The 12,202-nt window shown below is 51.6% G+C and carries 14 protein-coding genes and 1 tRNA gene; 4 read left to right on the plus strand and 11 right to left on the minus strand.

Going from position 1 to position 12,202, the window contains the following annotated elements; translation table 11 throughout:
• Positions 1–7 precede the first annotated feature (7 nt).
• The 3 genes from LAJLEIBI_RS09225 to LAJLEIBI_RS09235 are packed head-to-tail and all read right to left on the minus strand — an operon-like array spanning position 8 to position 3,367.
• On the minus strand, positions 8–370 hold the full coding sequence (locus tag LAJLEIBI_RS09225; protein WP_006441544.1) for a DUF1667 domain-containing protein: 363 nt from the start codon (positions 368–370) through the stop codon (positions 8–10).
• Positions 367–1,635 carry an NAD(P)/FAD-dependent oxidoreductase gene (locus LAJLEIBI_RS09230; protein WP_006441545.1) on the minus strand — a complete coding sequence of 423 codons (1,269 nt, stop codon included), beginning with the start codon at positions 1,633–1,635 and terminating at the stop codon, positions 367–369. The genes LAJLEIBI_RS09225 and LAJLEIBI_RS09230 overlap by 4 nt, the downstream gene beginning before the upstream one ends.
• Complete coding sequence (locus tag LAJLEIBI_RS09235; protein WP_006441546.1) at positions 1,619–3,367, minus strand: NAD(P)/FAD-dependent oxidoreductase; 1,749 nt, start codon at positions 3,365–3,367, stop codon at positions 1,619–1,621. Before LAJLEIBI_RS09235 ends, LAJLEIBI_RS09230 begins: the two co-directional genes overlap by 17 nt.
• Before the next feature lie 174 nt (positions 3,368–3,541).
• Between LAJLEIBI_RS09235 and LAJLEIBI_RS09240 the strand changes: the two genes are divergently transcribed.
• Complete coding sequence (locus LAJLEIBI_RS09240) at positions 3,542–4,105, plus strand: TetR/AcrR family transcriptional regulator (RefSeq protein WP_006441547.1); 564 nt, start codon at positions 3,542–3,544, stop codon at positions 4,103–4,105.
• Positions 4,102–5,085, plus strand: a complete 984-nt coding sequence (locus tag LAJLEIBI_RS09245; RefSeq protein ID WP_006441548.1) for an amidohydrolase family protein — start codon at positions 4,102–4,104, stop codon at positions 5,083–5,085. Before LAJLEIBI_RS09240 ends, LAJLEIBI_RS09245 begins: the two co-directional genes overlap by 4 nt.
• Here LAJLEIBI_RS09245 and LAJLEIBI_RS09250 read toward each other — a convergent pair whose 3' ends face one another.
• The 5 genes from LAJLEIBI_RS09250 to LAJLEIBI_RS09270 form a co-directional block, all read right to left on the minus strand.
• Entirely contained in the window at positions 5,086–5,667 is a 582-nt protein-coding gene (locus tag LAJLEIBI_RS09250) for a glutathione peroxidase (protein ID WP_334296302.1), read from the minus strand.
• 26 nt (positions 5,668–5,693) lie between these two features.
• Entirely contained in the window at positions 5,694–6,128 is a 435-nt protein-coding gene (locus LAJLEIBI_RS09255; RefSeq protein ID WP_006441550.1) for an MOSC domain-containing protein, read from the minus strand.
• Between the two features lies 1 nt (position 6,129).
• Positions 6,130–7,107, minus strand: a complete 978-nt coding sequence (gene moaA, locus LAJLEIBI_RS09260; protein ID WP_040435283.1) for a GTP 3',8-cyclase MoaA — start codon at positions 7,105–7,107, stop codon at positions 6,130–6,132.
• Between the two features lie 2 nt (positions 7,108–7,109).
• Positions 7,110–7,634 carry a MogA/MoaB family molybdenum cofactor biosynthesis protein gene (locus tag LAJLEIBI_RS09265; protein ID WP_006441552.1) on the minus strand — a complete coding sequence of 175 codons (525 nt, stop codon included), beginning with the start codon at positions 7,632–7,634 and terminating at the stop codon, positions 7,110–7,112.
• Positions 7,635–7,708: 74 nt separating this feature from the next.
• Positions 7,709–8,041, minus strand: a complete 333-nt coding sequence (locus tag LAJLEIBI_RS09270) for a hypothetical protein (RefSeq protein WP_006441553.1) — start codon at positions 8,039–8,041, stop codon at positions 7,709–7,711.
• Between the two features lie 157 nt (positions 8,042–8,198).
• On the opposite strand from LAJLEIBI_RS09270, the gene LAJLEIBI_RS09275 reads away from it, so the two are divergent.
• Positions 8,199–9,230 (plus strand): 3-deoxy-7-phosphoheptulonate synthase, encoded by a 1,032-nt coding sequence (locus LAJLEIBI_RS09275; protein WP_040434601.1) that lies wholly within the window; start codon positions 8,199–8,201, stop codon positions 9,228–9,230.
• Here the strand turns inward: LAJLEIBI_RS09275 and LAJLEIBI_RS09280 are convergent.
• On the minus strand, positions 9,227–10,147 hold the full coding sequence (locus LAJLEIBI_RS09280; protein ID WP_006441555.1) for a tyrosine-type recombinase/integrase: 921 nt from the start codon (positions 10,145–10,147) through the stop codon (positions 9,227–9,229). The two genes, LAJLEIBI_RS09275 and LAJLEIBI_RS09280, sit on opposite strands and share 4 nt — an antisense overlap.
• Before the next feature lie 104 nt (positions 10,148–10,251).
• Positions 10,252–11,163 carry a S66 peptidase family protein gene (locus LAJLEIBI_RS09285; protein ID WP_006441556.1) on the minus strand — a complete coding sequence of 304 codons (912 nt, stop codon included), beginning with the start codon at positions 11,161–11,163 and terminating at the stop codon, positions 10,252–10,254.
• 141 nt (positions 11,164–11,304) lie between these two features.
• Here LAJLEIBI_RS09285 and LAJLEIBI_RS09290 point away from each other — a divergent pair.
• Positions 11,305–11,377, plus strand: a tRNA-Thr gene (locus LAJLEIBI_RS09290).
• A gap of 68 nt (positions 11,378–11,445) precedes the next feature.
• Here the strand turns inward: LAJLEIBI_RS09290 and LAJLEIBI_RS09295 are convergent.
• On the minus strand, positions 11,446–12,195 hold the full coding sequence (locus tag LAJLEIBI_RS09295) for a GNAT family N-acetyltransferase (RefSeq protein ID WP_006441557.1): 750 nt from the start codon (positions 12,193–12,195) through the stop codon (positions 11,446–11,448).
• Positions 12,196–12,202: the final 7 nt, after the last annotated feature.

Consider the following 12,202-nt stretch of genomic DNA (forward strand, 5'->3'; position numbering starts at 1 on the left):
CACTCCTTTACTCCTGCTCTGACAGGATACTGCTCGTCGCGATAACATCTGCTCCAAGGCCAAGCACATCTTTGATCAAAACAGTTCCTCTTTTTACTCTTTCTGACACAACGATCTTATTGATCTCCTCCATAACATCGAAGATCCGTTCTTTTGGTATCTCCTTTGACACCCTCACCGGAATGACCGGAACATCCGGAAATACCGTTGCAGCGGTTGAGCAGACACTCCTCACCGGATGGGTCATCTCCGCCGCCGCGAAATCCGCACCTCTTTTACATTGGTTCCCCGTCACTTTGAAGCTGCCCGGTTCCCCCTCCACATGAAGCACACATCCATTCGGACATACGATACAAGTCAGTTCCTTCATCTTACCGCCCCTTCCTGCCGTATATGTACCGTGACCTTTGATTCCCGCCCGATCCCCAGTTTACTGAGATCGGCTGCGAGCCGTTCCATCTCCGGCGGTCTCAGGTTACGGTAATGCTTTGTAAAGATTTCCTTCCCGTCTGCTTCGATGACAAATGTGCCGTCCTTTACGGTCTCCCGGCTTCTGAAATAGAGGACCGCCGCCCCTTCGGTCTGTATATCCAGCTTCTGCGGCACAATATACTGGATCGTCCTGTCCGGAATAAGCTCCACAAAAGTTCCTCCTGCCGCCCCCTGACGGTAATGAGCAGCGGCAGCGCCTGCAAGTTCCCCGCTTTCCGACACATGGTCGACCAGGTCATTGACATGGAGCGCATTCCCGCATGAAAATATCCCCGGCACGCCCGTCATAAAGTGCGAATCACAGACCGGCCCCCGTGTTCCCGGACAGATGGGAACTCCGAGAGATTCCGCGATCTCATTCTCCGGTATAAGACCCACGGAGAGTATGAGCGTATCGCACTCTATGAGTTCCTCCGTCCCATGCACCGGCCGCATCCCGCCGTCCACCTGCATGACTTCCACCGCCTGAACCCGGTCGTCCCCGAAGACCCTTGTAACCGTGCGGGACAGATACAGAGGTATGTCATAATCTTCCAGGCACTGCGCGATATTTCTTGTAAGTCCCGAGGGCTCCGGCTTCACTTCATAGACGCCCGCGACTTTTGCCCCCTCCAGTGTAAGGCGCCGGGCCATGATCAGACCGATATCGCCGCTTCCCAGAATGACACACTTCTTTGCAGGCATCAGCCCCGACAGATTGACAAGATGCTGGGCCGTACCCGCTGTAAATATGCCGGATGGCCTTGTACCGTGGATCGCTGCCTGGCGCGCCGTCCGCTCCCGGCAGCCCGTCGCAAGCACAAGTGACTTTGTCGTATATTCCGAGACGCCGTGCGCATTGACCGCCGTAATGAGAAAACGGCCAGCCTCCTTATCGATGGAAGTGACAAAGGTCTGCAGCTCACATGCGATCTGCCTGCATTTGAACACTTCCATAAACCGCTCTACATATTCCGGCCCGGTCAGTCTCTCCCCGAACCGGAGCAGTCCGAATCCGTCGTGAATACACTGCTTGAGTATTCCCCCCAGCCTGGCCTCCCGCTCAATGAGAAGCACATCTGCCCCCTCTTCGTCCGCTTTCAGCGCCGCGGCGAGCCCTGCGGGTCCTCCGCCGATCACCGTCACATCATATGCACTCTTCATCGCTGCCGCCTCCTTTGCCCTTCGTCCTGCCATACGTTATGACTGAACCTGCGCCTGCCTTCTTTACTTCCCCCGGAGGTATGTGCATATATTCACTTATGATATCCACCACAAGCGGCATGCAGAACCCTCCCTGACAGCGTCCCATCCCCGGCCGCAGTCTCTTCTTTATCCCGTCCAAAGTGGGCACCACTATCGGAGCCTTAAGCGCATCCACTATCTCTCCTTTGCTGATCTCCTCACAACGGCACACGATGATCCCGTAGTCAGGATTCTCCTGTATCATTTTGTCCCGTTCTTCCTTCGGCATATTTTTAAGCACCGGCACTCCCCTGCGGACCGGATTAAAATTTTCATTCCGCAGGATGGTCCTTTTACTTCGGAGTTCTGTTACGGCCATCTCCTCTACGTCAAGCGCGACCGCCGGAGCCGTCGTAAGCCCCGGAGACTGTATCCCGGCACAGTGGATCAGATTCTTTGCCCGCCGCCCTTTCTCTATGATAAAATCCTCCTCAAATGTGGCCGGGCGGACTCCCGTAAAATATGTAATAATATCCTTTTTGTCAAGCCCTTCCGCCGTCATCTTCTGTTTGGCAAACACTGCGTCAATGCTTTCCTGAATTGTGGCAAAGTTCTCCTTTTCATATGTCTCCTGCGCATTCGGACCTACGAGCAGGTTGCCGTGCACCGTATGGAGGATGCCCCCGCCCTTCGTGTGGGCCGTCTCCTGCCTTAAGGTCTTGACAGACGCGATTCCTCTTACTATATGGCCTGCCTTCTTATCGAGTATGGAATTTGTTCCCTTGCGCGGATGGATGGAATAAAACCGGTCGCCCGCCATAGCCGCGATATCCTCCGCGAATGTACCGGCCGCATTGACGACAATGGACGGATATATGCGTCCCCGGTTCGTACGTACGCTCTTTATCATGCCATCTTCCGTCTCCATACCGAGAACCGCTGTATCAAGGCTTATCTCTGCCCCGTTTTCTACTGCATTCTCACCGTAGGCTATCGTGAGGCCGTAGGGACATACACAGCCTGCACTTGGATTATATATGGCAAAGCAGATATCCGGGTTCAGTTCTTTTTCTTTTCTGCGCAGCTCTTTCCTGCTTAAAAGAACCGTATCCGTAACTTTGCATATATGCTTCCTGTGCCATACATAGGCAAGTACCGCCGGGTACATCCACCAGTGGGTGAACCCCACATACTGGCCGCACCGTTCAAAGGGTACGTCGAGTTCTCTGCAGATCTTCCCGTACATTTTGTTGCCGCGAAGCACATAATACTGCTTTCGTGTCCCCCTGCCCAGATCCACTCCCGGGTGCACCTCCCCGTCATTTCTGCCGGAAGCCTGCACCGCAAGGTCTGCTTCCTTTTCGACAAGCAGAATATCCAGCTTCCACTTCGTCAGCTCTCTGGCGATGCTGGCTCCCGATATCCCGCCACCGATGATGAGCACATCCGGCCTTCTTCCCTCGAGAGCTCCGTCACTTTGGACCGGCGTTCTCATACGCGGCATTGTCACACCTTCCAGGACAATGTCGTTGACCACATGCATCTTCGTCCCTTTCTGTACACACATACTGCAGGCATCCACAATATCCTGCCAGTTGGAAAGCGTCCCCGTCACACGGATGATATCCTCTTCTATACCGGCCCGGACTGCCGTCCCGTAATGTTTGTGCAGCTTTTTATTCAGCTTTTTTTCCAGTTCCTTTCTTCCCATTATGATCACTTCTTTCCCGACAGTCGTCCGCGCGACCGACTTCTTATTTTCATAGTAGCAAAGCAGTTTTTAATTGTCAATCAGAAAGCACTTTAATTTGAACGCATTCAGAAATTGACTTTACGCAAAACCGGCGGTACACTGGATATATACTAAATCATAAGGGGATATTATATGGCTGCACCTAGAAAAGAAAATGTAAAAGACCTGATAATAGAAGCTACGGAAGAACTGCTCCGGACGAAAAAGCTGTCCGACATCTCTTTGTCCGAGATCGCCCGCTTTGCCGGGATCTCAAAAGGTACTCTGTACTATCACTATAAGACGAAGACCGATATACTGTTTGACATCACGGATAAATACCTGGACCGGCAGTACAATGACCTCATTGAATGGACCGGGGACGCCTCCAAGGACACGTCCATGCACCGGCTCGTGAAATATATACTGGAGCGGGATATATCAACTGCCGGTATGAGACTTCATTTGTTTTATGACGCAATGCTCGGGAATGAAGCCATACGTAAAAAACTGCTGAACCGCTACAGTGAATTCGCGTCTGTCATCTCCGAAAAAATCAGAGAACGGACAGACCGGGTCCCCGCAGACTACTGTGCCTGGCTTCTTCTGCTTTTGTCCGACGGACTATTTATCCACCAGACGCTCGGAAACGAAGAGCTGGATCCGGCAAAGTTTATCCGGCAGTCGGAACAGTTCATACAGGAGGAATTCTTATGATCGATGCGCATATCCACTACGCCGCTTCTGTCGGACAGGATCGGCTGAATACGCTCATACACGAGGCACATCTCGAAGCGCTGGCGCTGCAGTGCATACCAAAAGGAGGCACACTGCCGGTGGAGGAAGATGCCTTTGCGTTTCAGGCACAGTGCTCTGTTCCTGTATATATCTTCGGCGGTCTTGACCGTTCTGTCTATGATACGGACCCCGCCCGCAGCGAAACCTCTCTGCTGTCCGAAAAGCTTGACAGCGAGGTGACAAGGCTTATGAATATGGGCTGCACCGGCATCAAGATGCTGGAAGGGAAACCGGACGTAAGAAAGAACTTCTGCGTCCCGGACTTTGACAGTCCGGTATGGGAGGCATATTGGGCGCGGCTGGAAACCGAACAGATCCCTGTCTATATGCACGTCAATGACCCGGAAGAATTCTGGGACGCAGAACATGTGGCAGACTATGTAAAGAGAGCCGGATGGTTCTATGACGAGACCTTTATCGGCAATGAGGAACAGTACCGTCAGATACTGTGTGTCCTTCATCGCCATCCCCGGCTCAGAATATTATTTCCTCACTTTTTCTTCCTCTCAAAACAGCTTGAAAGACTTGCCTGTATTCTCGATGCTTTCCCTGAGGTGAGGATCGATGTCACTCCCGGCATTGAGCTCTACTACAATCTGTCGGCGCAGGGCGCCAAAGCGAGAGAATTCTTCCTCACATACAAAGAGCGGATCCTCTATGGCACCGATATAGGCGCACGCGCGCTGATCAGATCAGAAAACGTACCGCTTGATCTTGATGAATGCCGGTCCCGCATTAAGCTGATCCGTGATTATCTTGAGACAGACGGCGGCTACCTTCTTGAATCCGACGGGCACTATGTCGCAGAAAGGCAGCCCGCCGTCATGCATGGACTCGGACTGCCGCAACCGGTACTTGATAATATTTATTCCCGGAATTTTCTCAACTTTATCAAATGACTATCTGCAGAGCTGCTCTACCGCCTGCTCCACTTTATCCATGCCGGCGGTCGGCTCAAAGCGGTCTACGACCGTACCGTCCCTGTTGATGAGAAACTTTGTAAAGTTCCATTTTACGTCGTTGTCGTTCTCATAATCCGGATCGTCGGCAGAGAGTATCTCATGGAGCTTTCCGCTCAGCGGATGTTCGCGGTCAAAGCCTCTGAACTCCTGCTTTTCCGTCAGTATACGGTAGAGCGGGTGGGCGTGCTCTCCCTTCACCTCTGTCTTGGAAAATACGGGAAAGCTGACTCCGTAATTCCTTCTGCAGAAAGCTTCTACCGTCTTGTCATCCCCCGGCTCCTGCTCCTTAAACTGATTGCACGGAAACGCCAGTATCTCAAATCCCTTCTCGTGATATTTGCGGTACAGCGCCTCCAGTTCTTCATACTGCGGCGTAAATCCGCATTTGCTTGCCGTATTGACGACGAGAAGGATCTTTCCCATGTACTGCTCCATATACTCCACCGTCCCGTCAATACGCTTTAATTCTATCTCATTCATATTCATCTGCTTCCATTCCTCCTCATATCTGTCTTTCACAATAGTATGAAGAGAAAACGCAGTTATTATTCTTTTATTATCTCCAGAACATCGCCGGCTTCAATGAAGCCGCCTCGGATGACTTTTGAAAATACGCCTTCTCTCGGCATGATGCAGTCACCCATCTTTTGAAATATTTCACAGCCGTGATGGCATTCCTTTCCGATCTGTGTCAATTCCAATATTACATCATTACAGGCGAAACGTGTGCCGACCGGAAGTTCGCTAAGCTCAATGCCGTCCACGACGAGATTTTCTCCAAACGCCCCGTTCCCCACAACGGCTCCCCGGCTGCAAAACTCCTCGATCTTACCGTATGACAGAAGGCTCACCTGCCGGTGCCATTTTCCTGCATGCGCGTCTCCTTTTATTCCATAGTCTTCAATAAACTCTGCACGTCCCACATTTTTCTTCTGTGTCCCCTTTTCGGGACTCGTGCAGACTGCAATGACTTTGCCCATCTCATCCTCCTATTCTGGACATTTCCATCTCTTCCATGCCGTCTGTGACCGGACTGTCAAAACTATGTCCGGCAGGCTTTCCGTACACCGCACGTCTGACCTGTTCTCTCAGTACACTGTCCGGAACCTGCCCCCGCAGCAGCGCTTTTACATCCATCCCGCCGGCATACTGGAGACACGGTTTCAGGTACCCTGCGGATGTGAGACGCACCCGGTTGCATCCGCCGCAGAACTTGTGTGAAAGAGCGCTTATGAAACCGATACGCCCCTTAAACCCTTCAAAACGTACATACACGCCGGGCCCGTTGCCGTGGTATCCCTGTACGGTCTTTTCTTCTCCATACGCCTTTCTCAGCGCCTCCAGGATCTCCTCCTGCGTCCTGCCGGCATGCTTTCGTCCAAGTCCGATCGGCATCATCTCGATAAATCTGACATCTGCCTCCTTATCTCTGGCAATGCCCGCAAGCGGCACCCATTCCCTGTCATTGACGCCGGCGAGCGGCACGCAGTTCACTTTCACCTTCAGCTGCGGACAGGAAAGCGCGGCGGCCAGTCCTCCGAGCGCGGCCCGCAGGCCGTTCCTTCTTGTGATCTGCTCATACAGCCGTTCATCCAGCGCGTCAATACTTATATTGACCGCATCCAGACCGGCATCGGCCAGCGCCGGCATGTGCTCTTTTAAAAGTGTGCCGTTCGTCGTAAGTGTCACCTGCTCTATATCCGGTATACTTTTCAGCATCGCGATCAGCTCTGGTATCCCTTTCCGTACAAGAGGTTCGCCTCCGGTCAGCTTCACCTTTGTAATTCCGAGTGATGCAAAAATGCCCGTGAGCCTCTTTATCTCATCATATGTAAGGATCTCGCTGTGCGGTATGGCCGCAACTCCTTCCTCCGGCATACAGTAAGTACACCTCATATTGCAGCGGTCCGTCACGGAGATTCTCACATAATCTATGTTACGTCCATACTTATCCCGCATCTTTACGCCTTTCCGTGCCGCTGCGCCAATGCGGCGCATTCGGATTCTCTTCCAGTAAGAATTCCAAGGCCGTGCCCAAGCGACGGCAGTATAAACGACAGATTTTCCCTGACAGCCTTCGGGCTTCCTGGAAGATTTACGATCAAGGTCTTCCCCCGGATGACCGACACACCGCGGCCGAGCATTGCTCGGGGCGTGATCTGAAGGGAAAAATAACGCATGGCATCGGCGATACCGGGCGCATTCCTGTCCGCCACGCAAAGTGTAGCTTCCGGCGTACAGTCGCGCTCCGCAAATCCGGTTCCTCCTGTCGTAAGGATCAGATCCATATGTTCCTCATCGCAAAGCCGGATCAGCTCCCGCTCGATCATAACCTGTTCATCCGGCAGAAGAATCTTTGCCGCAACGTCATAGTCTTCTGCTGACAGCAGTTCCTGAATAAGAGGAGCGCTTTTATCCTCCCGCTCCCGGCGGTATCCTTTATCGCTCAATGTGACTACCGCAGTTTTCCACCTGTATCCTTCCATGTGACTCCTCCTTTGTGCCTCTATTATAACGCGTATCCTGTCACCTGTACACACTGCTTTTTCTGGAAAACTAACTATCTGAGCATCAATGGTGTTCCTATTTTCACACAGGCCGAGACGGCTGTGAGCGTCCACGTAAGCCCCCGTTCCTTCCGTTTATCCTCACACAGGCTCTGTATGTTGTCATAGCTGTCTTTCATCCGCTCTCTGCCGGACAGAAGAGAGACCGCGATCTTGACCGCCGCCCACACCTGGCTTAATATGTAAAGTACAAGTGCCGTCTCTTTCAGCACATTCTGCCTTTTCTTTCCTGTCGTTTTGTCCAGCGCCCATATCCCTGCCGACAGACCGATAAATGTCGCCGTGTGGTGGATCCATGTACAAATTTTAAATTCGCTTTCCTTCATACCTTATGTACCCCTTATACCGATTTTCTTTTTCTCTATTATAGCTTATCCAAATGTCAAAATATAGTAAAAGCAATCGCAAGTATCTACATATTTTTACAAAACACGCCAATTGTGGTACAATCAATTCCGTAAAATACAGAAAGCAGGTGATCTAATGGGAATGACAGTAAACAAAGAACTTCCTCTGCCCGCGGACCTGAAATCCGAGGAGCCGCTGACTGCCGATATTATCGCGTTAAAGCAGAAACGGGACAGAGAGATAAGAGATATATTCACAGGTGCATCCGACAAATTTGCGGTGATCGTTGGGCCGTGTTCCGCGGACAACGAAGACTCCGTGTGCGAATATGTCAGCCGGCTGGCAAAGCTGAATGACTCCGTATCCGACAGACTTGTTCTGATCCCGAGAATCTATACAAACAAGCCGCGCACAACAGGCGCCGGATATAAAGGCATGCTCCACCAGCCCGAGCCGGACAAGGCCCCTGACCTTTTGGCCGGCATCATCGCGATCCGCAGAATGCACATACGCGCCATAAAAGAAAGCGGCCTCACTGCCGCGGACGAGATGCTGTATCCGGAAAACCGCAGTTATCTGGATGATATTCTCTCCTACGAGGCCATCGGCGCACGTTCCGTCGAGAACCAGCAGCACCGCCTGACGGCCAGCGGCATGGATATACCGGCCGGTATGAAGAATCCTACGAGCGGGGACTTCTCCGTCATGCTCAACTCCGTCACCGCGGCCCAGAGCTCACACAACTTCATCTACCGCGGACAGGATGTGACGACGGACGGCAATCCGCTCGCACACGTAATACTCCGGGGCGGCGTAGACAAATACGGCACATGCATCCCCAATTACCACTATGAAGATCTGATGCGGCTGCTTGCGCAGTATCAGAAGCGCGAACTTAACAATCCAGCGGCCGTCATTGACACGAACCACTCCAATTCCGACAAACAGTTCAAGGAACAGCTGCGGATCGTCAGCGAAGTGCTTCACAGCCGCGCCTATAATTCTGAGCTGAAAAAGCTCATCAAAGGCGTTATGATCGAAAGCTATATAGAGGAAGGCTGCCAGCCGATCGGCAGCAACCGTGTATATGGGAAATCGATCACCGACCCGTGTCTTGGCTGGGAGGATACCCGCCGGCTCATCCTGAAGATCGCAGAGGAGGCCTAAGATGCTGAAGAGCTGCCCCCGGGCGGCTCTACTTTCAGCTTCACAAGCTCATTGGCTTTCCGCATCATATTCTCCCGGTAGCTCCTGCCGCTGTACCGCCTGATCTGTGTCACTGTGATCCCGAGCTGCTTTGCCGTCTCTTGCGGCCCTGCCCCGTAGGCGAACAGCGTAAACGCGCATGAATTCTTCAGCGCCTGCGCGCTGTAGCACGGAATCCCGGCCATAAGCGTATATTTCTTCATAAGCCGGCTTATATACATTACATTCAGTTTCCTCCCGCGGCTGTTGGAGAACAGGTACTCTCCCGGCATTCTTTTTTCCATGTACCGTTCCAGCACTTCCACCGCGTCGCCCGGCACAAAACATGGTTCTTTCCGGTCTCCCGCGGCTGCATAGACTCCATCGTCGTAGGCCGTCAGATCCTCCGGGCGAAGTGCCGTGATCTCCGTTGACGACAGAGATACCCGGTACAGCAGGGTAAAGATCGTATAAGCCGTCAGATTTCCCTCCGCCGCCTTAAAAAGTGCGTCTACATGCTCTACCGGTATGGATCCGGCAAATCTTTCCTGTCTCTTAAGCGCTCCCAAAAGAGGAGAAAAACTGTCATGAAATCCTTCCTTTATTCCATATGCCGTCCTGTGTTTTTCTATAAATCCGGCAAAGGAATGAAGCTCTCTTATCTTTTTGGATACCGTCTGCGCTCCCAGACTGTTCTCTTTCATTTTTTTCTTGAGATACTGAAAATATCTTTCCGCATCCTGCTCCCCCGTGTCAAGAAAATCTTTCCCGCACAATTCCATAAATTCCTGTACATCCGCCCGGTAGGACGCGGCAGTCGTGCCGCTTTTAAAGTGCTTCACATAGTCCGGCCATATATCGTCTCTCAGCTTCACTGATGCATATTCTGTTTCCAGCATGTACTTCACAAGAACCCCTCCCCGCTTGTCCGCAAAAAGTTTTTAATTATGTTATTAGTATTATTCATACTATAACATAAAATATGATAAATAACAAGAGACGTCTATGTGACATCCCCTGCTATGATCACTCTGTTTTCTTCCATTTTTACTTCCGCGCCAAGCGGAAGCGTCAGCGGGTCGCACAGGTGTCCTGCGCGCACATTACAGACCACAGGTATCTCAACCTCTTTAAGTACCGAGCGGACGGCTTCTTCCCCGCTCCCGGGTCTGCCGGTATCGTCACATTCTGTGAGCCCTCCGACGATGATGCCGGCGGCATCCTTGAATTTACCGCCCAGTTTAAGCTGATACAGCATGCCGTGAAGACGGTACGGCTTCTCCCCCACTTCCTCCAGAAATATAATTTTACCGGCTGTATCTATCTCAAAAGGTGTTCCCATCAGCCGGCTGATCATCGTCATATTTCCTCCTGTCAGCCTTCCGTGCGCGGCGCCTTCTTTGATCGCACGAAACGGCTCACCGTTCAGATTGGACAACTCCCTGCGCTTCTTGGGCCGGGTCACCATCTCTATAAAGAGCTGGTGGGCCTTTGGTTCCACAGGGCGTTTGGGACTGTAGAGCGCCGGGCCGTGGAATGTCACAAGCCCTGTTTCTTTCTGTATGGCAGTATGTATAGCCGTGATATCACTGAAGCCGGAAAACACAGGACGGTTCTTTCTGACCGCCTCATAGTCGATCTTGTCGAGCAGCGGTATCGTCCCGTATCCGCCCCACATACAGAGCACCGCCCTGTTACGGCCGTCACGCAGCACACCGTTGAGCCGCTCTGCCCTCTCCCTGGCCGTTCCTCTCTTAAATGCCATATCCTCCGATATGACAACATGAAATCCCTCGCCCTCCAGAAAGGCCCTCGCATTGCGGACCCCCTCCTGCGTAAACGCATTGGCCGGATCGATCACACATACCTGGTCTCCTTTTCGTAACGGCCTGGGATAGATCACTCTGTTTTTCATCTTTATTCCTCATCTCATATGCTTTCATATACAGTCTATACTATATTTTAGCATATTCTGAAAAAAAATTGCAAAAAGTTCTTGCAAAACCTGACAAATACGCTATAATAATATTTGTGACTGCGGTCAAGCGGTCAGCACGCTGGAATAGCTCAGTCGGTAGAGCACTTCACTCGTAATGAAGGGGTCGTCGGTTCAAGTCCGATTTCCAGCTTATATATCAAAACAGCGCAAACCTGGTGTCAGCAGGGTTTGCGCTGTTTTTGTCTCAGACGGATCATCCTATTTTCTGAGGATTCTTTCCAGACCGGCGATATCCAGCAGATTCACCGTCTCAAACACCCCTTTATAAAATACAGCCCAGTTATTAAAAACACAGGGCAGTTCTTTCGCTTTCTGCAGCGTATCCACCTGAATCAAAGATGCCAAAATACCGTTCGTCTCACAGTACCGTCTTATCTTCTCTATATTCTGACTGACATAAGGACACTGCATATCGTAATAGATCGTCAGCTCTTTGCTCTCAATTCTCCCGTTTTTCGCATTGGGAGCAAACCGGGGCTCCTTCCCGTCAAAAGAAAGAGCAAGCAGTTCATATCCGTTTCCCGCAATGTCAACAGTCTTAAACCCGGACTTCTTTGCAAAGGACTGGTCAGAGAGCCACGCTTTCTGCTTTTCTGCTCCGAGCATACAAATGCCGGACTTTCCTTTTTCCTTCGCATCAGCGATACAATACTCCATCAGCGCCTTCCCGTATCCTTTTCCTTTGTAGCCGCCGGATACCCAGAGACAGTACAGATAATAATAATCGTCGCCATTTATGGGGACCCAGGCTGTCTCAAGAGGGGCATATTCAATAAAAACCACGGCTTTTTCGTTCAGCTTTCTGAAGACATGCCCCTCCTTAAGCCGCTCACGGAGCCACCGGCGCTTTGCTTCGATCCCCTGATGGGGCTTCCTGCTGCGTATAATACAGCATAAATGTTCTTTGTCAACGTTTTCCGCCGTCACGTTTATAAATTCTGCATTCATATGACTC

The sequence above is a fragment of the [Clostridium] hylemonae DSM 15053 genome, from assembly GCF_008281175.1.
In the GTDB taxonomy this organism is placed as follows: domain Bacteria; phylum Bacillota; class Clostridia; order Lachnospirales; family Lachnospiraceae; genus Extibacter; species Extibacter hylemonae.